Origin of the sequence: Halobellus marinus (assembly GCF_032113415.1) — an archaeon.
Taxonomy (GTDB): domain Archaea; phylum Halobacteriota; class Halobacteria; order Halobacteriales; family Haloferacaceae; genus Haloquadratum; species Haloquadratum marinus.
This window is the reverse complement of sequence record NZ_CP134946.1, coordinates 3,647,509-3,673,207: the sequence shown is the minus strand read 5'-3', so window position 1 is coordinate 3,673,207 and position 25,699 is coordinate 3,647,509. Positions and strand designations below refer to the sequence as shown.

The 25,699-nt window shown below is 67.0% G+C and carries 23 protein-coding genes and 1 pseudogene; 8 read left to right on the top strand and 16 right to left on the bottom strand.

Annotated features, from left to right (window positions below; translation table 11 throughout):
- Nucleotides 1-3 precede the first annotated feature (3 nt).
- The 4 genes from RJT37_RS18255 to RJT37_RS18240 all read right to left on the bottom strand — a co-directional run bounded on the left by RJT37_RS18255 (nucleotide 4) and on the right by RJT37_RS18240 (nucleotide 3,068).
- Nucleotides 4-378 (bottom strand): translation initiation factor IF-5A, encoded by a 375-nt coding sequence (locus RJT37_RS18255; protein ID WP_311172452.1) that lies wholly within the window; start codon nucleotides 376-378, stop codon nucleotides 4-6.
- 95 nt (nucleotides 379-473) lie between these two features.
- The gene (locus RJT37_RS18250; protein WP_313686725.1) at nucleotides 474-914 is read right to left on the bottom strand and encodes a DUF5518 domain-containing protein; all 441 of its coding nucleotides are present in this window, start codon (nucleotides 912-914) and stop codon (nucleotides 474-476) included.
- A gap of 104 nt (nucleotides 915-1,018) precedes the next feature.
- Nucleotides 1,019-2,692, bottom strand: coding sequence for an ABC1 kinase family protein (locus RJT37_RS18245; RefSeq protein WP_313686723.1), 1,674 nt, complete (start codon nucleotides 2,690-2,692; stop codon nucleotides 1,019-1,021).
- A 7-nt stretch (nucleotides 2,693-2,699) separates the two neighbouring features.
- Nucleotides 2,700-3,068: an Hsp20/alpha crystallin family protein gene (locus RJT37_RS18240; RefSeq protein ID WP_313686721.1), complete on the bottom strand. Its 369-nt coding sequence runs from the start codon at nucleotides 3,066-3,068 to the stop codon at nucleotides 2,700-2,702.
- A gap of 275 nt (nucleotides 3,069-3,343) precedes the next feature.
- Between RJT37_RS18240 and RJT37_RS18235 the strand changes: the two genes are divergently transcribed.
- Entirely contained in the window at nucleotides 3,344-4,669 is a 1,326-nt protein-coding gene (locus tag RJT37_RS18235; RefSeq protein ID WP_313686720.1) for a molybdopterin molybdotransferase MoeA, read from the top strand.
- Nucleotides 4,666-6,597: a molybdopterin biosynthesis protein gene (locus RJT37_RS18230; protein ID WP_313686718.1), complete on the top strand. Its 1,932-nt coding sequence runs from the start codon at nucleotides 4,666-4,668 to the stop codon at nucleotides 6,595-6,597. Before RJT37_RS18235 ends, RJT37_RS18230 begins: the two co-directional genes overlap by 4 nt.
- An 89-nt stretch (nucleotides 6,598-6,686) precedes the next feature.
- Here RJT37_RS18230 and RJT37_RS18225 read toward each other — a convergent pair.
- The 7 genes and pseudogenes from RJT37_RS18225 to RJT37_RS18195 all read right to left on the bottom strand — a co-directional run bounded on the left by RJT37_RS18225 (nucleotide 6,687) and on the right by RJT37_RS18195 (nucleotide 13,222).
- Nucleotides 6,687-7,393 (bottom strand): annotated as a pseudogene (locus RJT37_RS18225) (HAD family hydrolase).
- A 124-nt stretch (nucleotides 7,394-7,517) separates the two neighbouring features.
- Nucleotides 7,518-7,793, bottom strand: a complete 276-nt coding sequence (locus RJT37_RS18220; RefSeq protein WP_313686717.1) for a 4a-hydroxytetrahydrobiopterin dehydratase — start codon at nucleotides 7,791-7,793, stop codon at nucleotides 7,518-7,520.
- 158 nt (nucleotides 7,794-7,951) lie between these two features.
- Nucleotides 7,952-9,373, bottom strand: a complete 1,422-nt coding sequence (hemA, locus tag RJT37_RS18215) for a glutamyl-tRNA reductase (RefSeq protein WP_313686715.1) — start codon at nucleotides 9,371-9,373, stop codon at nucleotides 7,952-7,954.
- Nucleotides 9,358-10,080 (bottom strand): precorrin-2 dehydrogenase/sirohydrochlorin ferrochelatase family protein, encoded by a 723-nt coding sequence (locus RJT37_RS18210; RefSeq protein WP_313686713.1) that lies wholly within the window; start codon nucleotides 10,078-10,080, stop codon nucleotides 9,358-9,360. Before RJT37_RS18210 ends, hemA begins: the two co-directional genes overlap by 16 nt.
- Before the next feature lie 19 nt (nucleotides 10,081-10,099).
- Nucleotides 10,100-11,170, bottom strand: a complete 1,071-nt coding sequence (gene ahbB / locus RJT37_RS18205) for a siroheme decarboxylase subunit beta (protein WP_313686712.1) — start codon at nucleotides 11,168-11,170, stop codon at nucleotides 10,100-10,102.
- Between the two features lie 82 nt (nucleotides 11,171-11,252).
- Entirely contained in the window at nucleotides 11,253-12,656 is a 1,404-nt protein-coding gene (locus tag RJT37_RS18200) for an MEDS domain-containing protein (protein ID WP_313686710.1), read from the bottom strand.
- A 167-nt stretch (nucleotides 12,657-12,823) separates the two neighbouring features.
- A complete protein-coding gene (locus RJT37_RS18195; protein ID WP_313686708.1) occupies nucleotides 12,824-13,222 on the bottom strand; it encodes a DUF5778 family protein in 399 nt (132 codons plus the stop codon).
- A 98-nt stretch (nucleotides 13,223-13,320) separates the two neighbouring features.
- Between RJT37_RS18195 and RJT37_RS18190 the strand changes: the two genes are divergently transcribed.
- A complete protein-coding gene (locus RJT37_RS18190) occupies nucleotides 13,321-14,235 on the top strand; it encodes an MBL fold metallo-hydrolase (protein ID WP_313686706.1) in 915 nt (304 codons plus the stop codon).
- Nucleotides 14,236-14,338: 103 nt separating this feature from the next.
- Here the strand turns inward: RJT37_RS18190 and RJT37_RS18185 are convergent, their stop codons facing one another.
- On the bottom strand, nucleotides 14,339-16,279 hold the full coding sequence (locus tag RJT37_RS18185) for an aldehyde ferredoxin oxidoreductase family protein (RefSeq protein ID WP_313686704.1): 1,941 nt from the start codon (nucleotides 16,277-16,279) through the stop codon (nucleotides 14,339-14,341).
- 189 nt (nucleotides 16,280-16,468) lie between these two features.
- On the opposite strand from RJT37_RS18185, the gene RJT37_RS18180 reads away from it, so the two are divergent.
- Entirely contained in the window at nucleotides 16,469-17,566 is a 1,098-nt protein-coding gene (locus tag RJT37_RS18180; RefSeq protein ID WP_313686702.1) for an archaeosine biosynthesis radical SAM protein RaSEA, read from the top strand.
- A 305-nt stretch (nucleotides 17,567-17,871) separates the two neighbouring features.
- Entirely contained in the window at nucleotides 17,872-18,369 is a 498-nt protein-coding gene (locus tag RJT37_RS18175) for an SRPBCC family protein (RefSeq protein WP_313686700.1), read from the top strand.
- Nucleotides 18,370-18,488: 119 nt separating this feature from the next.
- On the opposite strand, the gene purQ is transcribed toward RJT37_RS18175, so the two are convergent.
- The 3 genes from purQ to RJT37_RS18160 form a co-directional block, all read right to left on the bottom strand.
- On the bottom strand, nucleotides 18,489-19,166 hold the full coding sequence (gene purQ / locus RJT37_RS18170) for a phosphoribosylformylglycinamidine synthase I (RefSeq protein WP_313686699.1): 678 nt from the start codon (nucleotides 19,164-19,166) through the stop codon (nucleotides 18,489-18,491).
- 111 nt (nucleotides 19,167-19,277) lie between these two features.
- On the bottom strand, nucleotides 19,278-19,529 hold the full coding sequence (gene purS / locus RJT37_RS18165; protein ID WP_311172434.1) for a phosphoribosylformylglycinamidine synthase subunit PurS: 252 nt from the start codon (nucleotides 19,527-19,529) through the stop codon (nucleotides 19,278-19,280).
- 101 nt (nucleotides 19,530-19,630) lie between these two features.
- Nucleotides 19,631-20,701: a phosphoribosylaminoimidazolesuccinocarboxamide synthase gene (locus RJT37_RS18160; protein ID WP_313686697.1), complete on the bottom strand. Its 1,071-nt coding sequence runs from the start codon at nucleotides 20,699-20,701 to the stop codon at nucleotides 19,631-19,633.
- Between the two features lie 142 nt (nucleotides 20,702-20,843).
- Here RJT37_RS18160 and cofH point away from each other — a divergent pair, with 142 nt between their 5' ends.
- From cofH to RJT37_RS18145, 3 genes are all read left to right on the top strand, one after another.
- Entirely contained in the window at nucleotides 20,844-22,247 is a 1,404-nt protein-coding gene (cofH, locus tag RJT37_RS18155) for a 7,8-didemethyl-8-hydroxy-5-deazariboflavin synthase subunit CofH (RefSeq protein WP_313686695.1), read from the top strand.
- A gap of 267 nt (nucleotides 22,248-22,514) precedes the next feature.
- Entirely contained in the window at nucleotides 22,515-23,672 is a 1,158-nt protein-coding gene (locus RJT37_RS18150) for a tubulin/FtsZ family protein (protein WP_313686693.1), read from the top strand.
- An 86-nt stretch (nucleotides 23,673-23,758) separates the two neighbouring features.
- A complete protein-coding gene (locus tag RJT37_RS18145; protein WP_313686691.1) occupies nucleotides 23,759-24,307 on the top strand; it encodes a metal-dependent hydrolase in 549 nt (182 codons plus the stop codon).
- 108 nt (nucleotides 24,308-24,415) lie between these two features.
- Here the strand turns inward: RJT37_RS18145 and cofG are convergent, their stop codons facing one another.
- Nucleotides 24,416-25,585, bottom strand: coding sequence for a 7,8-didemethyl-8-hydroxy-5-deazariboflavin synthase subunit CofG (gene cofG, locus RJT37_RS18140; RefSeq protein WP_313686689.1), 1,170 nt, complete (start codon nucleotides 25,583-25,585; stop codon nucleotides 24,416-24,418).
- Nucleotides 25,586-25,699: the final 114 nt, after the last annotated feature.

Here is a 25,699-nt window from a genome sequence, read left to right as displayed (position 1 = left end):
CGATCAGACGATCTTCCGCTGGCCCTCGTACTCGAGGTACTCGATCTCGTCGTCGGGCGAGAGGTCCTCGCCCTCGGGGATGCGCATCGTGAACGTCTGGTAGGTCTCCAGGTCCATAATCTGGGCGTCGTCGTCGGTCACAGAGACGACCTGCCCCTGCTTGCGCTCGATGATCGGCACCCACACCTTCGCGTCGACCGGCTGGCTCAGCGAGCGCTTCTTCTCGTCGAAGACCCCTTTCCCCTCGACCCGGGCCTTCGCGCTCCCGTGTTTGCCGGGTTTCGCGGTGCTGTAGGCGTTGATTTTGCACGGCGAGTCCTCCATCATCACGTAGCTGCCTTCCTGCAGATCGCGGACCTGCTTCTGCTCTTTCGGCATACCTCCGGGTTGTCGTGTGTCAGGTATAAACGGTTTGGAAACGCGCCGTCCGCGTGTGTGACGGGCTACGCGACCGAACGGGCCGACCACCGCGATCAGATCTCGTCGGGATCGCCGTCCGAAGGGCTCGGGGTCGAGGCGCCGTCCGCCGACTGCGTCCGGTCGTCCTCCCGCCGCGCGACGCTGCCGAGGGCGCCGGCCGCGACGTTCGGGAGGCTCGCGCTGAGGAGGATCATCGCTGTCGCCTCGCCGGGCGTGTTCAGGAGCGGCAGCAGATACTCGATCGGGAACGGCAGCGGCGCGTCAGCGATGACGGAGAGTGCGACCAGCCCGGGAATGAGGACGATTCCCCACGCCATCGCCGTCAGAAGGCCGTGCCACGCTCCGTCGTCAAGCCGCCCGCTGGCGAGGTAGCCCGCGAGCGCGCTGCCGGCCAGGCCCCCAACGAGCGTCACGCGGCCGGTACCGAGAAAGACGAGCGTCTCACTGCAGGCCGCGAGTGCGAACCCGGCCGCGACGGCTCGCCACCGTGTCATACCCGTCGCTCGTTTCTCTCTCTGCATAAACGTACGTATCAAATATTCAACCGTGATAACAGGAGCGGGACCGCAGACGCCTATATCGGGCCGTAGCCGCCCGATTACTCACGACGGTCGCGCATACTCTGTCTGGTGAACTGCGGTTTCGCCCGGATACCGCGTTTCCGCCGGAACGACCGGTAGAGTGCGAAAAGCGGTGGCAGCGTCAGCACTGCGGCGACGGCCGCCGGCAGAACGCTCGTTCCCTCGAACGCGTAGAGGATCGCCGTCGACAGCGCGCCGACGGCGACGAAGAGACCGTAGACGATCCGCCGTGCGAGCCGGTCTAAGACGTCGTTTTCGTCCTCCAGCCGAACGTTGACAGCGAGGTTCCCGTTCTCCACCCGGTCGAGCGTGCGGTTCAGTTTCGGCGGGACCTCGAAGAGGGCACGCGAGGTTTCTCGGACCTGCTGGCCGCCCTCTTGGATCAGTTGCCGCGCGGTCTCCTCGTAGTAGCCTTCCTCCTGCAGGTAGTCGGTCGCGACCGAAATGAAATCGAAGTCGGGATCCAGCGTCACACAGACGCCCTCGACGACGGTGGCGACCCGGAGGATCAAGGCGAGGTTCCGGGGGAGCCGCAGCGGGAACTCGTAGATCGTCGACTCGACCTGCTCTATGATCTGCTGGACGCGGTACTGTTCGATGTCCTCTCCGCGGGCGTCGGCGATGGCCAGTTCCATCACGTCGCCCATCACCTGCCGGTCGGCGTCCGGGGAGAGCGTGCCCATCTCGATGAGCGTGTCCAGGATCGCGTCGATATCCTGGTTGGCGACGGCGAGGTAGAAGTCGATGATCTTGTTCTGGATAAACGAATCGACCGTCCCGGACATTCCGAAGTCGTAGAAAATGATCTTTCCGGCGTCGTTCACCGCGAGGTTCCCCGGATGCGGGTCCGCGTGGAAGACGCCGTCCTCGACGATCATCTGCAGGTAGACCCGCTGGAGCGTCGTCGCGAGCTCCGTGCGGTCGATGCCTTTCCCGTCCAGGGTCTCGATGTCGTTGATCTTCGTGCCCGGGAGGTACTCCATCGTGAGCACCCGCGGGCCCGAGCGGTTGTCGATCGGCTCCGGGATGAGGATGCGCTCGTTGTCCGCGAAGTTCGCTTTGATCTCCTGGAGGATCCGCTTTTCGCGGCTGTAGTCCATCTCCTGGCGGATCGTCTTCGCAAACTCGTCGGCGAGGTTTTCGAGCGAGAACGCGCGTCCCTCGCCGATGAACCGGCGGACGATCGGCAGCGACCAGCGGATCACCCGGAGGTCGGCCTCGACGAGGTCCTCGATCCCCGGCCGGCGGACCTTCACCGCGACGGGATCGCCTTCGTATTCGGCGGTGTACACCTGGCCGAGGCTCGCACCGCTGATCGGGTCGCGATCGAAGTCGTCGAACGCCTCGTCGACCGGACCGAGTTCGTCCTCGATGACCACCCGGGATTCGTCCCAGGGCGCCGGCGGGACGTCGTCCTGGAGGCTCGATAGCACGTCGACGTACTCCGGCGGGAGGATGTCCGGCCGGGTCGAGAGCAACTGCCCCAGCTTGATAAATGTCGGTCCGAGCGTCAAAAGCGTCTCCAGCAGGATCTCCGCCCGTTCGAGTTGCGTCTCGGTGCCGACGCTTCGGCTGCCGCCGAAGAGGATGTACTTCCGGCGGTCCCGCGTGTACGCGACGATCAGCGGGAAGAACTGCCGGACGACGATCAGAAACCGCCAGTACGCACGGAGGTTCACTTGCGTGACCACCCGGCGGTTACTCGTCCTCGCCGGCCGACGAGATCGGAATCGTCTGATCGGGCGCGGCCCCGCGCTTCGGCACGCGGACGGTGAACACGCCGCGATCGACCTCGGCGGACGCGCCGGCACCGGTCGCATCTGGCGGCAGCGGGAGTTCGGCGTCGACGAACAACGGTCGATCCTCCTCGACGTAGTGGAACTCCGCCGGGACGTCCTTCGCGCGCCGTGCCTCGACGACGAGTCGCCCGCGTTCGACTGTGAGGTCGGCAGTATCGGCCGTCACGCCGGGGAGGTCGAGGACGATCAGATACGCCTCCTCGGATTCGAGTAGATCGGCGAACACCGACTCCGGTAGTTCCTGAAGCGCATCCCGCAGTGCAGACATATACGCCGGTACGGGCGGCGGATCGAAAAAGGCCGCGGTTGAACCGTCCGAGATCGGCCACAAGAGATACAATGCGCTGTTCTTCAGGCCGACGATCCGTCCCGGGATTGGGAGATCCCGGCAAAGGAAAGCGCCGCTGATAATGAATACTCTCGTCTCTTCCCGCCGAACGCCGCCAACGGGGGTGGCGCTCGGCGGGAAACAGTGAGAGTAATCATTATGAACGAGGCGGGCCGTGCCGCGGCTCTTTTTGTACTCGCGCGCCACCGTCCGGTATGGACTCCCCGGACGCAGACGAGACACCACCCGATCGGCGAACGGCCGGTTTCAAAGACCGGACGCGTATCGACGCGGCCCGCCGCCGGGTTCTCGACGCGGCAACGCCACACGAACGCATAGAACGACTCTCACTCGTCCCCGCGGACGGCCGGGCGCTCGCGGAAGCGGTCACCTCCCAGCGGGCCGTCCCGGACTACCAGCGCGCGGCGATGGATGGGTGGGCGGTCCGCGCCGAGGACACCTTCGGCGCCTCCGATCGCTCGCCTGGCATCCTCCGCGTCGCCGACGACGAACCCAGTTCGGTTCCGGAGACGTCCGTCGGCCCCGAGCGGGCGGTTCGCGTCCACACCGGAAGCGAACTGCCGGACGGCGCAAACGCCGTCGTGATGATCGAACACGTAGAGCGCGTCGGCGACGATCTGGAGGTGTTCGACGCCGTGACCGACGGGGAGAACGTCGCGCCGGTCGGCGAGGACGTCGCCGAGGGCCAGCGGCTGTTCGATCCGGGTCACCGCCTCCGCCCGTCGGATCTCGGGCTCCTGAAGTCGGTCGGGATCGACCGCGTGCAGGTGTACGAGCGCCCGACGGTCGGCGTGATCCCGACCGGCGAGGAACTGGTCCAGTCCGACCCCGCGCCGGGCGAGGTGATCGAGACGAACGGGCTCACCGTCTCCCGACTCGTCGAGCGCTGGGGCGGCGTCCCGACCTACCGCAACGTCGTCACCGACGACGAGTCGGCGCTCCGGGCGGCGATCCAGCGGGATCTGACGAAGGATATCGTCGTCACAACCGGCGGCTCCTCCGTCGGCGCCCGCGACCTCCTCCCGGAGGTCGTCGACGACCTCGGCGAGGTGTTGGTCCACGGCGTCGCGCTCAAGCCGGGGCACCCCGTCGCTCTCGGGGTCGTCGAGGAGACGCCCGTCGTGATGCTGCCGGGATATCCGGTCGCGGCGATCGTCAACGCCGTCCAGTTCCTCCGACCACTCGTGAAACACATCGGCCATCTCCCGGACGACCCGCCGCCGACCACGACGGCGCGCCTCGACCGGAAGATCCCGAGCGAGCCCGGCGTCCGGACGTTCGCGCGGGTCAAACTGGACGAGGGAGATACCTCCGACGACGGAGAGCGGGGGGACGACGGCGGCGGTCAGGAGGACGGGGAGCAGGACTCGCTCCCAACCGCGACACCGACTCGCGCGTCCGGGTCGGGTGTCCTCTCCTCGGTGGCGCTGGCCGACGGCTGGGTTGCCGTGCCCGAGGACCGTGAGGGGTACGACGCGGGCGAACGCGTCGCGGTCGAACACTGGGAGTGGTCGGCGTGAGTGACCGAAAGCAGTTCCGCGACCTCGTCGCTCCCGAGGTCGCACGCGAGGCCATCGCGTCACTGGACCTCACGCCCGAACCGGAAACCGTCCGACTTGCCGACGCGCGGGGACGCGTGCTCGCCGAGCGGATCGACGCCGACCTCGACGTGCCGGGGTTCGACCGCGCGAGCGTCGACGGTTACGCCGTCCGCGGGCGAGACACCTTCGGCGCCGACGAGGCCGACCCGGTCGAACTGAATCTTGTCGGAACCGTCCACGCGGGCGCCGAACCCGACGTCGCGGTCGGGGACGGCGAGGCGGTCGAGATCTCGACCGGCGCGGTGATGCCGGACGGAGCTGACGCCGTCGTGATGGTCGAGCGGACGGAAACACGTTCTGCGGGGAGCAAAGACACGGAGAACGGTGCGAGCGATGTCGTCGCGGCGCGCACCGCGGTCGCCCCCGGCGACAACGTGATGCTCGCCGGCACGGACGTCGCGGCGGGCGCCCGCGCGCTCGGTCCGGGCACGCGACTGACGCCGCGGGAGATCGGGCTGCTCTCTGCGCTCGGGATCGACGAGATCCCGGTCCGCGGGCGGCCGACGGTCGGGATCGTCTCCACCGGCGACGAACTCGTCCGACCGGGAGAAAAACTCCACAGCGAGCGCGGCGAGATCTACGACGTCAACAGCTACACCATCGCCGCAGGCGTCGAAGAGGCCGGCGGAGAGGCGAAACTCTACCCCCACGCCGGCGACGACTACGAGGAGATGGAGCGGCTCCTGCTGACGGCCGCCGAGGAGTGCGACCTGGTGCTCTCCTCGGGGTCGACCTCCGCGTCGGCGGTCGACGTCATCTACCGCGTCATCGAGGAGCGCGGCGAACTGCTCCTGCACGGCGTCGCAGTCAAGCCAGGCAAGCCGATGCTCGTCGGCGAACTTGGCACGAGCGCCTACATCGGACTACCGGGCTACCCCGTCTCCGCGCTCACCATCTTCCGCACGTTCGTCGCGCCCCCGATCCGCGAGGCGGCCGGGCTCCCGGAGCCGGAGACCGCGACCGTCAGCGGGCGGATGGCCGTCCGCGAGCGCTACGGCGAGGGGCGACTCCGACTGATGCCGGCGGGCCTCGTGACAGATGCCGACGACGAGATGCTGGTGTATCCGGTGGACAAGGGCTCCGGCGCGACGACCTCCCTCGTCGAGGCCGACGGCGTCGTCGCGGTCGATCCCGACACCGAGTACCTCGATCAGGGCGAGACTGTCGAGGTGCAACTGTTCTCTCCCGACGTCCGCGCGCCGACCCTGCTTGCCGTCGGCGAGGACGATCCCGCGCTCTCGCGACTGCTGGACCGCCTCGAAAACCCCCGGTTCCTGCCGGTGGGGAGTCGCGAGGGGCTGCGCCGCCTCGGTGGCGGCGTCCCGGACGTTGCCGTCGTCGCCGGTCCGGTCGAGCGCGACGTCGAGAGCGTCGACCTCGGCGGCTGGACGCGCGAGTGGGGGCTTGTCGTCCCGGACGGCAACCCTGACGGCGTCGAGGGGCTCTCGGACCTGGTCGACCGCGATCTCGCCTTCCTCAACCGCGGCGGTGACGCCGGCGTCCGCCGGAGTCTCGACGTGGCGCTCGACGATCTCGCGGCCGACCGCGACGTCGAACGCCGCGATCTCACGGAGTCGATCCGCGGCTTCGAGGTGGGAACGAAGGGGTTCGAGAGCCCCGCCCGGGCGGTCGCCCGCGGCGAAGCCGATGCCGGACTCGGGCTCCGGGCCACGGCCGTCGAACTGGGACTCGGGTTCGTCCAGGTCGGGACCGAGTCAGTCCGGGTACGCGCGAACCCCGACCGCGCGGCGAAGGCCGGGGTCGAGGAGTTCGCTTCGGTGCTCGGGACGGCAGCGGACGTCTTCGAGGGGCTCGCAGGCTACGACCACGAGCAAGAACAGAATTGAATTCGAGCGGGTCCCAGCGGAACGACTACTTGACGCTGCGGGATTCCGGTGGGATGGCTGCTGGACGCTGCCGGATCCCGGCAGAACGATTACTGGACGCTGCCGCCGTCGGCAGCGACGTTGTGGCCGCTTGGGCCCAGGGGCAGTTCGTCGAACGAGGAGACGCGGTGATCCGCGAGGACGCAGTGCCCGCGCCGCCGCGGCGAGTGCCGCTCCACGTGGATGCCGTCGAGGCCGGCGTTCCACGCGGCGCCGACGTCGCTTGCGCCGTCGCCAGCGAGAATCCCCCGACCGGGATCGGCGGGGTCCAAGCCGAGCCGTTCGATCGCGTGCTGGACCGGTGCGGGATCGGGCTTCCAGCCGAGTTCGGGCGTGCAGGTGACGAACGCGTCGAACCAGTCGCCGACGTCGAGCCGGTCGATCACTGGTTCCGCCAGAAACGCCTGGCAGTGGGTGACGACGCCGACAGGGACGTCCGCGGCGACGAGATCGGAGACGAGCGCCGCGGCGTCGTCGTGGAGATACGTCGCCTCTGCGCGGGCCTGCGGGTCCTCGATCGCGTGGAACGCCGGCCAGAAGGTGTCCGGATCGATCCCCACGCGCGGAGTTGGGCGTCACGCGCGCCGCCGAGGCCGTGCCAGAGAATCTCGGCCTCGCGATCGGTGAACTCCCGGCCGAGTCGCTGGCCGACCCGATCGAAGGTCTCGCGGGTGTACGACCATTCGACGTCGACGAGCGTGCCGTCGAGGTCGAACAGCCAGAAGTCGTAGGGGTCGTCCTGGGACTCGGGGGACATCGGGGGGAGATCTACGCAGGGCCGCCGTAAGTGGGTTTCGGCAGGGGGTGGCATCGGTTCTCGACACCCGCACTTGTCGCCGGGAATCGAGGTCGCTTCGAGGGTCAGTCAGATCCTCACAGTATCAGTATTCGGCGTTGAAGAGGTTCGCGAGGCGGATGTCCTTCTCGGTGATCCCACCCTCCTCGTGGCTGGAGAGTCGGATTTCGACCTCCTCGTAGCGCACGATCATCGTCGGATGGTGGAACTCCTCTTCTGCGACCTCGCCGGCCTGGGTGACGAAAGCGATGCCGCTCAGGTAGTCCCCGAACTCGTAGGTTCGGGTGATCTCGTCGCCGTCGAGCGTCCACCCCTCGGGGAGTTTCGAACGGATCTCGTCGTCGGACAGTAATTCGGCCATACATCAGGACTCGATCGCCTGCCGCATAATATTTCGCCCAGTTCGGGAACGCAGCGACGGTCCCTCGCCGACCTGCGAGAGTGGTCCCTCGAACCTGCGGGATCGATTTCCCGCGACTCTCGACCGCGGCCCTGGCGAAGCCGCACCGGTGACGGACGTCAGTCGTCGGAGACGCTCTCGAAAGCGTGTTTCGGGATGTCCTCGCGATCACCGCGGCATCGGGACTCCCCGTCGTTCTCGCCCTTCTCGTCGCCCCGCTCGGGGGCCTCCGCTTCGGTCGCCGAGACGTGGCCGCCGATGCTGTCCGAGTCGGTGATCGACTCCGCCACCGCCGAGAAGTTCTCGAACTCTGGGTCGAAAAGCGCCATCGCCGTCTGGATCGTCGACCAGTCGTCCTCGACGGCAGCCTCCCGAAGGCTCTGGGTCGGCGCCGAAAGCAACTGTCCGACGAGCGCGTCGGCCATCGACTCGACGACCTCGCGCTGCTCGTCGTTCAACTCGCCTTTCGAATCGAGTCGGGAGAGCGCGGTGTCGACCTCCCGGGATTTGATCCGCTCTGCAGATTCGTACATCGTGCTGATGACCGCGTCGGCCTGCCGCCGTTTGTAGTCCGCGAGCAGCCGTTCGAACTCCGCGTCGATCATCGCCTCGACCTCCTCGGCGGCGGCTTTGCGGGCCGCCTTCGTCTCCTCGGTCACCGATTCTAAGGCGTCCATATCGTGGACGACCGCATCCGCTACCGTCGCGGCCTCGGGGTGGACGTCACGCGGCTGTGCGAGATCGATGACGACCGTCTCGCCGGCGGCGACGAGGTCGACCGGATCGAGCAGATACTCCGAACGGCTCGTCGCGGTCACGACGAGGTCTGCCGACTCCAGCGCGTCCCGCAGCGAGTCCAGCGAAACCGCCCGCGCGTCGGTCTCGACTGTGGTCGCGACGTGTTCTGCGTGCGGGACCGTCCGGTTGGCGACCACCAGTTCGTCGACGGCGGTATCCGCGAGCGCTTCCGCGGCGAGCGTTCCCATCTCGCCGGCGCCGACGACCAAGGCGGTCGCCCCGTCGAGGTCGAGTTCGGTCGACGCGAGTCGCGCGGCCGCCGACCCGATCGAGATGGCGCCCTCGTTGATCCGGGTCTCGGTCCGCGCGCGCTCGCCGACGTGGACGGCCTTCGTCAGCCCGGTCTCCAGCGTCGGGCCGAGCGCGCCGACGCCACGTGCGGTCTCGACCGCGCGCTTGAACTGGCCAAGGATCTGGTCCTCGCCGAGCACCAGCGATTCCAGCCCCGCGGCCACGCGCATCAGGTGCCGGAGACTCTCCTCGTGGGTCATCTCGACGACCGCCTCGGGGCGGACGTCGGCGACGTACTCCGCCAGCGCGCGACGTCCAGCGTCCTCGCTCTCGGCGACGACGTAGGCCTCCGCACGGTTGCACGTCTGGAGCGCGAAGGCTTCGCTGACTCCGTCGGTGTCGAGGAGCGATTCGACGAACGTCCGGACGTCCGCGGCGGCGACGGTCTCGATCTCGTCGACGCTCGCTTGCTCGTGCGACACACGGACCCCACGGATCACTCCTGCGTCCATCGGTCACCCCCCGTTGTGTTGCGTATCACGCGTGTCGCCTCTTGGCGGGGATTGGACGTCCCCGTACGTAAAGCCTTCCAAACCTCCGGGTCGCGAACCACCGCCCGAATTGCATCACGGCGCGTCGACGGATCGAGGTCTGCGGTTCGCAACTCGGCGCGGAGTTCACCCGAGAGCGCCGCCATCGCCTCTGCCCCCTCGATCTCCGCTTCGATCCGTTCGCGCAGATACTTCGCGAGCGCTGGGCTCCGTCCCCCCGTCGATATCGCGACGCGGACGTCGCCGTCGGTGACGGTTGCGGGGACGACCACGTCGGCGACGCCGTCGCCGGCCGTCTCGCTCGCGCCGCTGTCGGCATCCGTCTCGCTCGCGCTGCTGTCGGCGCTATCGCTCGCACTGCTGTCGGCGCGGTTGACCAGCACATCCCGCGCGCTGGCGGCATCGGCGATTGCCTCGTTCACGCGGTCGTCGTCGGTCGCGGCCACCACGAGCGCCGGCGCCGCCCGCTCGATCCACTCCACGACGTCTTCGGGCGTCGGTCGCGCCCGAATCAACTCGGCGCTCCCGAACTCCGCGTCGTCGAACGCCGGACTGACGACGACGACGTCGGCCTCCGCCGCGAACCGGCGGGCCTTCCGTGCGCCGACGGGGCCGCCGCCGAAGACCAGCACCGTCTCGTCCGTGAAGTCGTGATACAGTGGGATCATCGGCCTCGCATCGCCCCCGTCACTCCGTGTTGGCCGCGGCGCGCTCGTCGAGGCGGATCCCCGTCTTCTTCAGGATCGCAGTCGAGAAAAGCGAGTCCCAGTCGTCGTCCCCGACGTCCCAGTACTCCGCCATCGTCTCGCGCACCTGCTCGATGCGGCGGTCGCTCTCGCCCTCGGAGCGGCCGTGCGTCATCGCGAAGAAGTTGTACGGCCAGACGCCCTCGTGGCGCGGGCGCTCGTAGCAGTGCGTCACAAAGGGGAGCGACGCCACCGCGGGACCGACCTCGTCGACGAGGTCGTCGGGGACGTCCCAGACGGTCATCCCGTTTTCGGTGTAGCCGAGCGCGTAGTGGTTCGGAACGACGCCGACGCGGCGGATCTTCCCCTCGCGCTCGAAGCGCTTGATCGTCTCGACCACCCACGCGGGATCGCGGTCGATCGCGGCGGCGACGTCGGCGTACGGCGTCGCGGTGATCGGCAGGCCACCCTGAATCTCGACGACGAGGTCGCGCTCGTCGGGTGTGAGCGTCTGCCGATCTGTCGGTGTCACGTCGGGCCCGAGCCCCGAGAGGTCGACGTCGCCGTCGGAAATCGGCCCGTCGAGGAGGAACTTCGCCTCGACGCGGAACTCCTGCTGTTTGGGCAGGTTGTACGTCTCCTGGCCGGTCTCGGCCTCGATTTCGTCGAGGACGTCCCGAACCCGCTCGTCGTCGGCAACGCTGACGACGAACCACATGTTGAGATGCGGGTGTTCGCGCTCGTAGTTGTGCGCGACCTCCCGGTGGGCGTTGACCGTTTCGGCTACTTCCTCGAAGCGATCCTCGGGGGCGTGCATCGCTACCAGCGTCGCCGTGCCGCCGATCTCCTCGGCGTTGACGAGCGCCCCGAACCGGCTCAGCGTGCCCGCCTCGTCGAGCGCCCGGATGCGTTCGAGCAGTTCCGTCGCCGATACATCGACCCCGCGCTCCCGCAGTTCGGCTGCGGCCGGCTCGAAGGGACGCTCCACGACGGGGAACCCCCCCTGGAAGGCGTTGACGACGGCGCGATCGAGTTCAGTCAGGTCCGCCGTCTCCGCGTCTGCCTCGCTCATACCGTCGAGTCGGGGTTCCGGGAGGATAAGCGTCTCGAAGGGCCGGATCGATCCCCGCCACGGGGCTGCCTGTCGCGCGCCGCTACGTCGACTCCGGCGAGAGATCGGCCACGGCCTCAAGCGGGAGTTCGATCCGGACGCGGCTGCCGGTCTCGGCTGGAGGGAAGGTCAGCCGCCCGTGGGAGTTCTCGGCGATCCACTTCACCATCCAGAGGCCGATCCCCCGGCCGTGCTGAAGCGGCGTCTCCTCGCCGGTCCGGAGCGCGCGCTTGTCGTCTTCCGGAATCGGCTCCCCGGGGTTACTGACTTCCAGAACCACCGCGCGATCGCCCTCTCGTCTGTCGAGCGAAACCGTTACTACCGGCGGCGAACGGTCCTGGTGTCGGACGGCGTTTTCGAGCAGTTCGTCCACGGCCTCACGGAGGTTCCGATCGGCCAGCAATGTGGGCCGGTCAGCTACCGACGTCGTGACGTCGACCGCGGGGTACTTCCGTCTGAGTTGCTCGACCGACGTGGAGACGACCGCCCCGAGATCGATCGGTTCGAGTTCGTCGTCGGTGAGGGTCGCCTCGACGTACCGGGCCTTCTCGGAGGTCCGGGAGATCTTCTCGACGTACTCCCGTGCGATCTCGATCCGGCGTCGTTCCTCCGGGGAGAGTCGATCCGATTCCAGCACCCCTTCAAGGTGGCCCAGAACGATGTTCGTCTCGTTTCTGATGTTGTGTCTGAGCGTCCGGTTGAGGACCTCGATCCGCTGCTCGCGGATGTCGAGATCCCGGCGCGCCTGCGAGAGGCTCCGTGCCTGCTCCAGCATCAGTCGGGCTTCCGACTGGGACGGTTCCGACTCCCGGAACTCCGCGGGCGGGACGTAGAAGGGGTTCTCACAGATCCGCCCGCGGTAGATGATCTGTTCGTGCGTCCACAGCGCCTTCCCGATCGACTCCTGGTCGAACCGGTCGAGACTGTACTGACAGAGGGTGGTGATCGGAAGCTCCGGCGCGTGGGCGTCGAACTGGGACTCGAAGTCGATGATGTGATCGAACGAGAGACTCGTGTGGAAACACCACGTGTTCTCCCCTGCGACGCTCAGCCCGTTGTATCCTGCATCGAGTGCTGCGCCCGTCGCGTCGTCGAGCGATTGGATCATCGAATCCGGGTCGAACTGCCCATTCAGATACACGTCGGCGGCGTCCTCGAGTTTGAGGTCGCCGTCGGCTAGCCGCGTTTCGACGTCGATATCGGCCATCCCCAGCGCCACCCTGACGTCGGCTTCGTCGTTGTCCTCGTACAGATAGAGGAACCGCCGCCCCCGCTGGAGCTCGTGTTTGGCGAAGGCTGCTGAGACGACGAGTTGCATCTCTCGGGAGTCGTAGAAGAGTGCGAGGTGGCGAGAGAGCTCCTTGCTGCGGAACTCCGAGAGGATCCGACTCGACTCGGGGACGCCATCCGGATTCGGCTCTTCCCGTGTCGTCGTCTCAGGATCCATATGCAGTCACACTCGCTGAAGCCGTATTTACCTTTGTTACTCAGATTTGAATGAATGCGATCGCCACCAGCATCGTTGCGGCGGGAGATGGTGTCGTCGCCGGGGGCGTTCCGGCGGCACAGACCTCTAACCGCGGGTCAGGATGGGACGCGGAACAGCGCAGGACGCTACGGGACTGTCGTCACGTCGTCGACCCCGTCGAGCGCAGTCAGGTCCTCCGCGAGCGCCCCCTGGTCGGGGCCGGCCTCGTAGTAGAATACGACGTCGAACGTTCCCTCGCGCAGGAGTTGCTGACACTCCCAGACGAACGCGTCGTCGTCGAGGGTCAGCCCCTGGAACTGGTTCGACGCGAACTCGTCGGTGTCGTTGCCGGCGTAGATGTAGGTCTCGCCCTTCCCGGCGTGGTCGGTGATGACTTCGTTCACGTCGACCGTGAGTTCCTGCAACTCAAGGTCCTCCTCGCTGGAGAGCGTAGTGTGGACGATAGCGCCGACGAGTTCGATATCGCCAGGTTCCAAAAGGTGCAGCGTCCGTTGGTAGAGATCGTCGTCGAGTGTCTCGCTCATACCCGGGAGTCGGCCGCGCCGGATAAACGGGTGGCGGTTTCGTCCGACGACGGCCCGCCGGACGGAACGCTTTTTTCGGCGCGCACCGCCGATCCGCTATGGCTATCGGTGATCTCGCCGCAGTACCGGGAACGGACGACGTCTACTACGTCGACGTTGGAACCCACGGCGTGCCGCGGTACGGCACGGTGTATCTCCTCGATGCGGCCCAGCCGGCGCTCGTCGATACGGGAACGGGCCAGAACCGCGAACTGGTGTTCGATACCCTCGACGAAGTCGGGATCGACCGCGAGGCGGTGCAGCATATCCTCCCGACGCACGTCCACCTCGATCACGCGGGCGGCGCGGGCTATTTCGCCGACGCCTGCCCGAACGCGACGGTCCGGACCCACGAGATCGGCGTCCCCCACCTCGTCGATCCCGACCGACTCGTCGCGGGCACGAAGGATGCTGTCGGCGACCAGTGGGAGTTCTACGCCGATCCCGAGCCCGTCCCGGAAGACCGGATCGAGGGACTCACCGACGGCGACGAGATCGATCTCGGCGACCGCACGCTGTCGGTGATCCACACGCCCGGCCACGCGCCGCATCAGACGGTCTTTCTGGATTCCCGCGATGACCTGCTCTTCACCGGCGACGCCGCGGGTATCTACGTCCCGGAGCGGGACACGATCCGGGAGACGTCGCCGCCGCCGCAGTTCGATCTGGAGGGCTGTCTCGCAGACGTCCGGACGATCGAGGATATCGCGCCGGAGACGCTGTGTTTCGGACACTTCGGGCCGCGGGAGTATGACCCCGAACTGCTCGAGGGGTACAAGCGGACCCTGGTCGAGTGGGTCGAGGCCGTCCGCCAGAAGCGGGCGGAACTCGGCGACGACGAGGCGGTGATCGAGCACTTCGCCGAGAACTCCGATATGATCGAGATCTGGGGCGAGCGGAAGGCCCGCGCCGAGGACACGTTGAATGTCCGTGGCGTGTTGGCCGCGCTGGATCGGGCCGGGAGCGACGACTGACGGGTCGAGGGGAGAGACGAGAAGAGACGGACGACAGGCACCGCTGCCGAGCGAGCGCAAAGAAAATGGGGTTCGTGAAGCCGGAGCGGAATCGGCTGCGTCCTCAGTCGTCGGCCGGGGCAGCGCCCTCGCCGCTTTCGACGCCGGTTCCGGGGCCGACGTCGATGCCGAGTTCGTCGAGCCGGTCGTCGGGGACGACGCCGTCGACCCACTGGCGCCGCTCGTAGTACTCCTCTTTCATCTTGTCGAGCTCACACAGCTCGCCCTCGGAGCCGCCCTGGCCGGGGACCGCCTCTTCGTGGCCTTCCACGAAGCGCCCCGGCAGCGAGTCGTCCTCGCCGTCGAAGCCGGCGAGGTTGTTGTAGTAGCGTTCGAGGGTGTAGATGCGGTCGCCCGCCTCCATCAGTTCGTCCTCGCTGAGGTCGAGCCCGGTCATCCCGTTGTACTGATCGACGTACTCGTCGATGCCCTCCGCGAAGGCGTTGAACTTGCAGATGTCGAAGGAGTCCGAGATGGCGTGGAGGTCCTGGAAGAGCGCGCACAGCTCGCCTTTGCCCTCCCACTCGGTCGGGTCGACCTTCTCCGGGATCCCGAGGATCTCCGCCGACGGCGTGTAGCCGCGGAGGTGACAGGCACCGCGGTTCGAGGTCGCGTAGCCGATGCCCATCCCCTTCATCGAGCGGGGATCGTACGCGGGGATCGTCTGGCCCTTGACGGCCAGGGAGTTGTCGTGGGCGTCGCGCGCCTCGGCGATGCGCCGGGCGCCCTGCGCGAGGAGCTCGCCCAGTTCGGAGCTGTGGTGACCGATCTCGTCGAGGAGATCGATCATATGCTCGGTGTCGCCCCACTCGAGGTCGTCGTCGAGGTCGTCGAGTTTGCCCTGCTCGGTCATCTCCATCGCCATCGCGAGCATATTGCCCGCCTCGATGGTGTCGATCCCGAGGTCGTTGCACTTGTTGATCATCACCGCGATGCTGTCGCGGTCGTCGTTCATCGAGTTCGGGCCGAGCGCGAACGCCGACTCGTACTCGTAGGACTCGCCGCGGACGTTCATCTCCTCGCCTTTGTGCTCGTAGGTGACCTCGGTCTCCTTCTTGCAGGCGACCGGACAGGAGTGACACGTCGGCTCGTCGACGAGGATGTTCTCGCGGACGTTCTCGCCGGAGACGTTCTCGGCGTCGATGTTGGGCTCGCTCGGGTCCTCGTCGGCCTCGGAGTGGGTGGAGGTGTACCGACCGTTCCGGGTCGGAAGCCCGTCCATCTCCTCGGTGAGGTTCATCAGCACGTTCGTGCCGTACATCGAGAGTCCGCCCTCGTTGGGCGCGGTGACGTCGGACTCGCGGATGAGTTGCATCGCCTGCTGGTAGCCCTCGGTGAACCGCTCGGGGTCCGCGGGCTTGGGCATCCGCGTGCCGGACTTCACGACGACCGCCTTCAGGTTCTTCGAGCCCATCACACAGCCGGTGCCGCCGCGACCGGACGCGCGGTCGTCCTCGTTGACGATGCAGGCGTACTTGGTGCCGTTCTCGCCGCCCGGTCCGATCGCCATCGCCGAGAGGTTCTTGCCGAACGCGCCTTCGTGTTCCTCCTCGAGCGCGTCCATCGTGTCGTGGACGCCGTTGCCCCACAGGTCGGAGGCGTCACGGAGTTCGACTTCGCCGTCCTCGACGTACGCGTAGACGGGATCGTCGGCCTGTCCCTCGAACAGCAGGCCGTCGAAGCCCGCCCACTTGAGTCGGGCGCCCGACCAGCCGCCGTGGTGGGAGTCGGTCACTGTCCCCGTGAGCGGGGATTTCGTACAGACCGCGATGCGTCCGCTCATCGGAGCCTGCGTGCCCGTGAGCGGGCCATTCATAAACGCGAGCAGGTTCTCCGGGCCCTCCGGATCGACGTCGGGACCCTGGTCGAACACGTATTTCACGCCGAGGCCGCGCCCACCGATGTACTTCTTCGCGTCCTCGTCGTCGATACTCTCGTATTGCACGTCGCCCTCCGTCAGGTCGATTCGTGCAACGTGGTCGTTGAATCCGCCCAGATCAGTCATAGTTAATATCCGTAGTTTACTACGGACTGAAATCAATTATGCGTTACCACGACTGAGTAACCAGAATAAGTTACGTTCGTCGGATCGTAACCGATTTTCGAAACCGTCAACAAGCGCGTATGTTGCGTCGGACCGGAGCGTGATCGACAGCCGACGGAGATTTACCGGCCCGTGGGTTACATCGGAGCAATGAGTCAACCGAGCCCCGAGAGCTACGAGCGCGGGCGGGGGATGGACGCCCACAATCAGGTGATGCGGGAGATCAGAGCCGAGAAGGACAAACACTACGATCCGCACGAGCCCACCCGCGTGTGGCTCGACGAGGACAACACGCCCGACGGGGTAGTCGACTCGCTGACGATCATCCTCAACACGGGCGGCTGTCGGTGGGCCCGCGCCGGCGGCTGTACGATGTGCGGCTACGTCGCAGAGTCCGTCGAGGGCGGCAGCGTCACCCACGATGCCCTGATGGACCAGATCGACGTGTGTCTCGAACACGAGGCCGAAAACGCCGACGAGCCCGCGGACCTGATCAAGATATACACCTCCGGATCGTTCCTCGACGAGCGCGAGGTGGGCGAAGAGACCAGAAAAGCGATCGCCGAGACGTTCGCCGACCGGGAGCGGATCGTCGTCGAGTCGCTTCCGGACTTCGTCGACCGGGAGAAGCTGGCCGACTTCACCGACGTCGGCCTGTCGACGGACGTCGCCGTCGGACTGGAGACCGCGACCGACCGCGTCCGGCACGACTGCGTGAACAAGTACTTCGACTTCGCGGACTTCGAGGCGGCCTGCGAGGAGGTCGCCGAGGCCGACTTCGACGCCGAAGACGTCGAGGCGGGCGTGAAGGCGTATCTCCTCCTGAAACCGCCGTTTCTCACGGAATCGGAGGCGGTCGAGGATATGATCTCGTCGGTCCGCCGGTGTGCCGCCGTCGACGGCTGTCACACGGTCTCGATGAATCCCACGAACGTCCAGCGGTACACGATGGTCGACGAACTGTTCTTCCGCGGCGGCTACCGCCCGCCGTGGCTCTGGTCGGTCACGCGGGTCCTCGAAGCGACGGCCGACGTCGACGCCATCGTCGTCTCCGACCCCGTCGGTCACGGCTCCGACCGCGGCCCGCACAACTGCGGCGAGTGCGACGATAGAGTACAGAAGGCGATCAAGGACTTCGACCGCCGGCAGGATCCCGCCGTGTTCGAGCAGGTCTCCTGTGAGTGTGAAGCCACCTGGGAGTACGTCCTCGACGAAGAGAGGAGCTACGGGATGCCGCTCGCGCGGTAGCGACCCCCTGTTCGATCCGGGGAGACGACGAACCGACGAGGATGGCCCTGCCAGTGACGGTGGCGACGTCGGCGAGAGGGATCTTGCTGACGAAGGTGACGTCGGCGAGAGGGATCTTGCTGACGAAGGTGACGTCGGCGAGAGGGATCTTGCTGACGATGCGGCGTCTGCGGCGGGGTGCTATCACAGTTCACTACGAGTATATCTCCTCAGCGCGCCTCTGTAGGGGTAGTCAGACGACGCAGGCGCCCGAGGTCGTCGTATCGGAGGCGAGTGCGCGACGATTTGACGAAGGAGTTACAACAATGTCCACATTCGAGCACACGATCGAGATTCACGCACCCGTCGAGACCGTCTTCGCCTTCGACACCGACCCGCAGAACTGGACGCGGACGATGTCCAGCCTGCGCGACCTCGAAATCGTCGAGGAGACGGAGACAGGAGCCCGGATGCACGCCGTCTACAAGATTCTGGGGATCGCCCAGGACGTCGAGATGGAGATGAAGATCGTCGAACCCAACGAGCACCTGCACATCTCGGTGGAAGGGTCCGGAATGGGTAGCGAGATCGATATCCACTACTCGGAGACCGACAACGGGACGCAGATCGCCCACGAGGCGACCTACGAGTTCGGCGATTCCGTCCTCGACAGCGTCCTCGAACCGGTCGCGACGCGCTACACCAACCGCCAGTTCGAGATGCATCTGGCGAACACGAAAGACATCGTGGAAGCAGAAGCAGAGGCAGAGGTGGAAGCAGAGGCAGAGGCAGAAGCCCAAGACGAGGCACGCCCCGCGGCCTGAACCGCGGGCCTCGGGCGTTCGCTACTGAGCCCTCCATTACACGGGGAGTCCCGTTTTTCCGACGGCAGTTGTTCTCTTCGAAAGACAGCGAATCGAGTTTCCGATAGGCCGCAGTCCGGTCAGGCGAACGTCGACAGCACGCCCTGGCCGTCGACGCTCCGACCCAGATCAGGGAGCGTCGCCCGCTCGGGATGCGGCATCATCACCGCGACGTGCTCGCGGTCGCCGAGGATGCCGGCGACGTTTCCGCGGGAGCCGTTGGGGTTGGCCTCGGCCGTGACGTTGCCGTCGGCGTCGCAGTACCGGAAGATGATCCGGTCCTCGGCGACGAGGTCGTCGTAGCGGTCCTCACCGATCTCGAACCGCCCCTCGCCGTGGGCGATCGGGATCTCGACGACGTCGCCCTCGTCGTAGGCGGCCGTCCACGGCGTGTCGGCGTTCTCGACGCGCAGGTGGACCGACTCACACTGGAATCGCGCGCTCGCGTTCGTGGTGAACGCGCCCGGCGTCAGTTTCGCCTCGCAGCCGATCTGGGCGCCGTTGCAGACGCCGAGAACGGGGACGCCGTCGGCGGCGACCTCGCGGACGTCCGCCATAATCGGCGAGTGGGCGGCCATCGCGCCCGCACGGAGGTAGTCGCCGTAGGAGAAGCCGCCAGGGATCACGACCCCCTCGACGTCCGCCGGCAGGCCGTCCTCGTGCCAGACCCGTTCGGCGTCGACGCCGACGTGGGCGAGCGCACGGACGGCGTCGCGGTCGCAGTTCGAGCCGCCGAAGGTGATGACAGCGACCGTCACGGTGATCGACCTCCGTGTCGTGCGAAGACGGTCGGTGTCAGTGAAGCGACCGTCACGGCGATCGACCTCCGTGTCGTGCGAAGACGGTCGGTGTCGGTGAAAGGACGCTCATCAGGCTTCTGCCACCTCGACGTCGTAATCGTGGATGGTCGGGTTCGCGAGTAGGCGTTCGGCCATCTCGTCGGCGCGGTCGGCGGCGGCCTCCGCCGAGGCGGCGTCGAGGTCGACCTCGAACTGGTCCGCCGAGCGGAGCGCATCCAGCTCGAACCCCAGCCGTTCGAGGGCGCGCTTCGTGGTCTCGGCTTCGGGGTCGAGAACGCCCCGTTTCAAGCGGACCGTCACCGTCGCGGTGTACGTCGTCATCGAATCGTAGTGCGCGGTCGTGTGTAAAAGACGTTTTGGACTGCTACGGGTATACACGAACGTGAGTTTCTCTGCGGCGAGCTCCGGAGCCGTCGGGGGCGTTACAGGTCCCGCACGCGGTCGACCGCCTCGTCGATATCGGGCGCATCGAACCACACCGCGCCGGTATAGGCGTTCGTGCCCGCCGCGTAGAGATCGGAGACGGCGTCGAGGACGTCGCTCGGGAGCGGGTCGGGCGAGCGGTCACAGAGGGATCGCCAGTCAGCGACGCCCGACTCGCGCGCTTCCGATTTGGCCGCACCGACGGCCTCGACCCAGTCGGGGTCCGTCCGCTTGTAGTACTGCCGGACGACTTCCTTCGAGACCTCCTGGCCCTGGTAGGAGAAGCGGTTCTCGTCGAAAGTGCCGACGACGTCGGCGACCTTGACCGTCCCGTCGTGGAAGAGACACTCGATCTTGCCGTCCTCGTGGACGAATCCCTGCGCCGCCGCGCGGTCGTTCAGCACGTCGTTCACCGCGAGTGCGAGATCCTCCAGGTCGTCGAGGTCGGCGATCCCGGCGATCCGGTCGGCCTCGGCCCGGGCAAGATAGCGGTCCTGCTCCTCGTACTTCGTGGAGAACTCCACGACTGGATCCGGAAGATCGACGGCCTCGTCGGGCCACTCGGCGATGTCGAGGCCGTACTCCGCGGGCGTGCCGCGGGAGCGGAGACTCGATCCCACCGGAACGGTGTTCCGGAAGACGATCTCCAGTGGGATCAGGTAGTTCTCCCCCGCCGCGTCGTGGTAGGCGTCGTAGTCGTACTCGTCGTCGCCGAGATAGGGGAGATCCGGCACCTGCGTGAGTTCGATCGCCATCTCGCGCGGGGGTTCGGTGCACTCGCCGAGCGTGATCGGACCGCGGTCGTCTTCCTCGGCCGCGTCGTCGCAGTCGCTTCCGTCCCTCTCACTGGGGGGAGACACGCCGGCGTAGTGCGTCGGGATCTCGTTGTCGGCGAGTAACTCGAAGTTGTACGCGCCCATCGTACACAGCGACGCCCCCTTCCGCGGGACGTGATCGGGCATCTCCCCCCAGTCGAAGACGGAGTACTGGTCGGTGAAGACGAACCGTCCGCGACCCAGTTCCGTGGCCGTCGGCTCCGTCTCGATGCCGAACTCTTTGACGCTGGTCATACGCCGAGTGGCGTCGCCGCAGCACAAGAAGGCTTCCACTCCCGGCGTTTGACACACCGGCCGCGAGATCGACCCGACCGGAAGCGACGGCACCGGCTCCGGTACCGCCTCACTTTTTGTCGACGGCCGCCCTGTCGCCAGTATGCGCGAGCCAGCAGGGCCGGCCGACGACGGGTCCGTTCCCGAGTTCGACTTTTCGGTCGTCCCCGAGACGGACCAGTCGTTCGAGAACGCGCTGGCGAAAGCCCGGGCAGGAGAGCGACTCACGGTCCCAGACGGGATCGAACTGCTGACCACGGGCACCGACAGCGAAGGGATCGATCCGGTGCGGAAGGAAGCGGTGCTCGAAGCGGCCGACAGACGGCGCGCAGCGGTCGTCGGCGAGGACGTGACGTTCGTCGCGAACCTGAACAACAACGTCACCACCGCCTGCAACACGGGCTGTCTGTTCTGCAACTTCAAGGACACCGCCCACCAGTTCGAGGCCGCCCACGACGGCGACCACGCCGGGTTCACGAAGACGCCCGCGGAGTCGCGGGCGATCGTCGACGACGCCGTCGAGATGGGAATCTACGAGGTGACGTCGGTTTCGGGGCTGCATCCGGCGTTCGCCCTGAACGAGGAGCACCACGAGATCCTCGCGGGCTACGGCGACCCCGAAAGCGAGGTCGACTACAAGCCCCCCGCGGTCTACGAGACGGATCCGGGAACGTACGTCGAACAGATGCGCGCGATGTCGGTGGGCGACGTCCACCTCCACTCGATGACGCCCGAGGAAGCCCAGCACGCCCGGCGCGGCACCGAGTGGTCCTACGAGGACGTCTACCGCGAGCTTTCGGCCGCCGGCCTCGACTCCGCGCCCGGGACCGCCGCGGAGATCCTCGTCGAGGAGGTCCGGGACGTCATCTGTCCCGGCAAGATCTCGACCGGTGAGTGGGTCGCGGCGATGGAAGGGGCGATCGCTGCCGGCCTCGACGTCACCGCGACGATGATGTACGGGCACGTCGAGAACGAGGCCCACCGCGTCGAGCACCTGAAAGTGATCCGCGACCTCCAAGATCGGACGGGCGGGATCACCGAGTTCGTGCCGCTCTCGTTTATCCACCAAAACACCCCCCTCTACGAGCGCGGCATCGTCGCCGGCGGCGCGAGCGACGCCGAGGACGAACTACTCGTGGCGGTCGCGCGCCTGTTCCTCGACAACGTCGAGAACGTCCAGTCCTCGTGGGTGAAGTTCGGCGACGAGAAGGGGCTGAAGCTGCTCAACTGCGGCGCGAACGACTTTATGGGGACGATCCTGTCCGAGGAGATCACCACGCGGGCCGGCGGCACCTACGGCGAGTTCCGCTCCTTTTCGGACTACGTCGAGATGCTGTCGGCGATCGGCCGGCCGCCGGTCGAGCGCTCGACGGACTACCGGAAAACGCGGCGACTCGATCCCGACGACCCCCCGCACGGGCCGCGACTGGGCCCGCACGCAGACGGGACGCCGCTGCTCGATGAGGCCGAACGCGGATCGAGGCCCGTGGCGAGCGCCGACGACTGATTCCGGCGAGAGACGGGCGTTTTCCCGCCGAGAGTTTCGGCGCAACTGTCCGACCTGACGACGCACCGTTTTCGACGTGACGATACACCGTTTTCCGACGTGACGACGCACCGGGATCGGGGGAAATCCGCTGCACCGATTTTGAGGAAAGTTCGATGCACCGGTTCTGAGGGAAATCCGAGACAGCAGGTCGGACGACCGGACGGAAGACGCTGCCGCTGATACAGCCGACACTTATTGATCTCGGCGGCGAACCTCGAACCGTCAATGAAGATCGCACTTCTGGGCGTCGGGCAGGCCGGCGGCAAGGTCGCCGACGCAATCTTGGACTACGAGGCGGCGAGCAGGGTCGACTTCGTCACCGACGCCGTGGCGATCAACTCCGCCAGGGCGGATCTGCTCGGGCTCAGAATGATCCCGGTGGACAAGCGCGTGCTCATCGGCCAGTCGCGCGTGAAAGGGCACGGGTGCGGGGCCGACAACGAACTCGGCGTGACCGTCGCCGAGGAGGACATCGACGAGGTACGGGGCGCGATCGACGATCTCCCTGTCCACGAAGTCGATGCGTTCCTCGTGATCGCCGGCCTCGGCGGCGGGACGGGCTCGGGTGCCGCACCCGTGATCGCTCGCGAACTCTCCCGGCTCTACACTGAACCCGTCTACGGCCTGGGAATTCTGCCCGGCAGCGACGAGGGTGGTATTTACACACTGAACGCCGCGCGATCGTTCCGGACGTTCGTCCGGGAGGTCGACAACCTCCTCGTCTTCGACAACGACGCCTGGCGGCGCTCGGGCGAGAGCCTCCAGGGCGGCTACGCGACCACCAACGGGGAGATCGCGCGACGCCTCGGCGTCCTGCTGAGTGCCGGCGAGGTGTCGGAGCCTCCGGTCCCGGAGTCGGTCGTCGACGCTTCGGAGATCATCAACACGCTCTCCGGGGGCGGCGTGACGACGATCGGCTACGCAAACTCCCGTCTGGATCGACCCTCCCGCGGGCTGTTTGGCCGGCGCGCCCCGGATCCCGACGAAACGGACGTCGTGAACCGGATCACGACCACCGTGCGCCGGGCGACGCTGGGAAACCTGATGCTCCCGGCGAACGTCGAGAGCACGGAGCGCGCACTCGTCGTCGTCAGCGGTCCACCGCAGTACCTCAGCCGGAAAGGGATCGAGGGATCGCGCCGGTGGCTGGAGGAGGCGACCGGCACGATGGAGGTCCGTGGCGGCGACTATCCGATCCCCGAATCGGACTACGTCGCGGCGCTGGTGGTTCTCTCGGGCGTCACCGACGTCCCGCGGATCAAGGAACTACAGCAGATCGGCGCGGAGACGCAGCGAAACCTCGAAGCCCGGGCAGCGGAGCGCCCGGAGGCCCTCCGTGACCTCATCTGGGGCGGCGACGGGGATATCGAACCGCTGTTCTAGCCCGCTTCGCGCGGTTTCGCTGCCGCTCTCACAGGACGGCGCACCCGACCACACACTCAAATCCGTCGCGCCCCTTCACCAGTTCGATGATGGTCACCACGCACGTGGCCGCCGGTCTCCTGCTCGCGGTGCCAGTCGCAGCCGTCGCACCACACCTCACGCTCCCTGCCGCAGTCGGGGCGATGCTCGGCGGCGTCCTCCCGGATCTGGATCTCTTCGTCGGGGTCCATCGCAAGACGCTGCACTTCCCGATCTACTACTCGATCTTCGGAGTTGGTGCCGCCGCCATCGCGGTAGTAGCTCCGGAACCGATCACTGTCGGGATCGCCCTGTTCCTGCTCGCGGCGGGCCTGCACTCGGCGTCCGACTGGCTCGGTGCGGGCGAGGAACTCCGGCCGTGGGAGCGGACCTCCGATCAGGCGGTCTATCTCCACCCGTGGCGGCGGTGGGTCCGTCCGCGTTACCTCGTCCGCTACGACGGTGCACCCGAGGACCTCCTCCTCACGGTCGTGTTGGCGGCTCCAGCCGCTCTCACGTTCGAGGGGTGGCTGCGCTCGCTCGTCGTCGGCGGGATCCTCCTTGCGGCAGCGTACACGCTCGTCAGAAAGCGGGTGCCCGACTGGATCGACCTGTAGGCTCGTCGATATCGACCATCAGTGTTTCATACTGATTACGCTCACTGTTAGCCGCCGAGTGCCACCTCCGTCGGCGGCGCTCGGCGGGAAGCGACGAGAGTAATCATATCAGTCGGCCGATCCGGACGATGGCTCGACTGCGAGCGGGCCGTCGCGCCGTGCGACACCCCGGTAGCGTTCGCCGTGGACGTCGTCTGCGGTGATCGCCTCGAGAATCTGCTCCGAGACCCACTGTCCCGTGGCTGGGGTACCGTCGAAGTCGTCCCGTCGGATCGGTGCCGGGAGATAGCGGTCGTACACCGGGAGCCGTTCGTAGAGCGGAACGCCGGCCGCGTCGGCGATGCCTTCGAGTTCCGCAAGTGCGGGCCAGGCGTACTCGGGGTTGATGTAGTCTTCGGTGACCGGGGAGACGCCGCCGAGGTCGTCGACGCCGCAGTCCAGGAGGTCTCGGGTCGGCGAGAGGTTCGGCGGAACCTGCACCGATACCGAAGGCGGGAGGGCCGCACGCGCCATCGCGACGGTTCGGCGCATCGTCCGAACGGACGGTCGCTCGAAATCCGAGCGCTCGTTGGGGACGACGTTCTGCACGATCACTTCCTGGACGTGGTCGTACCGATCGTGGAGGGCCACGATGGCAAGCAGGCTCTCGGCGCGGTCGCGCCACGTCTCCCCGATCCCGACGAGGAGACCCGTCGTGAACGGGACGCCGACCTCGCCCGCCGCACGGATGGTGTTCAGCCGTTGACCGGGCGTCTTGCGGCGGGTTCCGGAATGTGCGCGGACGTCTGCTGTCGTCTCCAGCATCACGCCCATACTGGCGTTGACTGGGGCGAGCCGCTCGAAATCCGCGACCGTCAGATCGCCGGGGTTCGCGTGCGGAAGCAGTCCCTCGTCGAGCGCCATCTCACAGCAGTCCCGGAGGTAGCCGAGGATGTCATCGTAGCCCCACTCGGCTAGCTGGTCGTGAATGGCGGTGTACCGTTCGTCGGGTTCGTCCCCGAAGGTGAAAAGCGCCTCCGTACAGCCGGCGTCGGCGCCGACGCGGAGCCGCCGCCGGACCTCCTCGGGTGAAAGCAGCGTCGCCTCGCCGGGCACGTCGTAGTAGGTGCAGTAGGTGCAGGTGTACCGGCAGGCGGTCGTCAGCGGGATGAAGACGTTCCGCGCGAAGGTGAGTTCCCCGGCCGCATCGACATCATCTGGCGTCACCGCCAGCAGCCGCTCGACTGCGGGCTCCGAAACGTCGACGTCGACAGGGTAGTCGTCGGCCGCGGGGAACATCGTGTGTACGTCCGGTGTCAGGGTACAGCTACAAAAACCGTCGTGCTTCCGGCGGCCTGTGCCGGGGTTCTGCGGGGATTCCAACACCGGTGGCTGCTCCCGGTCCGGCGGAGG

Excerpts from the sequence above, each read along its gene's own strand:
- RJT37_RS18220 (WP_313686717.1), bottom strand. The coding sequence starts at position 7,793 with ATGGCCGAATTACTGTCCGACGACGAGATCCGTTCGAAACTCCCCGAG.
- hemA (WP_313686715.1), bottom strand. The coding sequence starts at position 9,373 with ATGGACGCAGGAGTGATCCGTGGGGTCCGTGTGTCGCACGAGCAAGCG.
- RJT37_RS18190 (WP_313686706.1), top strand. The coding sequence starts at position 13,321 with ATGGCTATCGGTGATCTCGCCGCAGTACCGGGAACGGACGACGTCTAC.
- RJT37_RS18180 (WP_313686702.1), top strand. The coding sequence starts at position 16,469 with ATGAGTCAACCGAGCCCCGAGAGCTACGAGCGCGGGCGGGGGATGGAC.
- RJT37_RS18160 (WP_313686697.1), bottom strand. The coding sequence starts at position 20,701 with ATGACCAGCGTCAAAGAGTTCGGCATCGAGACGGAGCCGACGGCCACG.
- RJT37_RS18185 (WP_313686704.1), bottom strand. The coding sequence starts at position 16,279 with ATGACTGATCTGGGCGGATTCAACGACCACGTTGCACGAATCGACCTG.
- RJT37_RS18145 (WP_313686691.1), top strand. The coding sequence starts at position 23,759 with ATGATGGTCACCACGCACGTGGCCGCCGGTCTCCTGCTCGCGGTGCCA.
- RJT37_RS18255 (WP_311172452.1), bottom strand. The coding sequence starts at position 378 with ATGCCGAAAGAGCAGAAGCAGGTCCGCGATCTGCAGGAAGGCAGCTAC.
- cofG (WP_313686689.1), bottom strand. The coding sequence starts at position 25,585 with ATGTTCCCCGCGGCCGACGACTACCCTGTCGACGTCGACGTTTCGGAG.
- cofH (WP_313686695.1), top strand. The coding sequence starts at position 20,844 with ATGCGCGAGCCAGCAGGGCCGGCCGACGACGGGTCCGTTCCCGAGTTC.
- RJT37_RS18150 (WP_313686693.1), top strand. The coding sequence starts at position 22,515 with ATGAAGATCGCACTTCTGGGCGTCGGGCAGGCCGGCGGCAAGGTCGCC.
- purS (WP_311172434.1), bottom strand. The coding sequence starts at position 19,529 with ATGACGACGTACACCGCGACGGTGACGGTCCGCTTGAAACGGGGCGTT.
- RJT37_RS18200 (WP_313686710.1), bottom strand. The coding sequence starts at position 12,656 with ATGGATCCTGAGACGACGACACGGGAAGAGCCGAATCCGGATGGCGTC.
- RJT37_RS18195 (WP_313686708.1), bottom strand. The coding sequence starts at position 13,222 with ATGAGCGAGACACTCGACGACGATCTCTACCAACGGACGCTGCACCTT.
- RJT37_RS18240 (WP_313686721.1), bottom strand. The coding sequence starts at position 3,068 with ATGTCTGCACTGCGGGATGCGCTTCAGGAACTACCGGAGTCGGTGTTC.
- RJT37_RS18235 (WP_313686720.1), top strand. The coding sequence starts at position 3,344 with ATGGACTCCCCGGACGCAGACGAGACACCACCCGATCGGCGAACGGCC.
- RJT37_RS18250 (WP_313686725.1), bottom strand. The coding sequence starts at position 914 with ATGACACGGTGGCGAGCCGTCGCGGCCGGGTTCGCACTCGCGGCCTGC.
- RJT37_RS18175 (WP_313686700.1), top strand. The coding sequence starts at position 17,872 with ATGTCCACATTCGAGCACACGATCGAGATTCACGCACCCGTCGAGACC.
- ahbB (WP_313686712.1), bottom strand. The coding sequence starts at position 11,170 with ATGAGCGAGGCAGACGCGGAGACGGCGGACCTGACTGAACTCGATCGC.
- RJT37_RS18210 (WP_313686713.1), bottom strand. The coding sequence starts at position 10,080 with ATGATCCCACTGTATCACGACTTCACGGACGAGACGGTGCTGGTCTTC.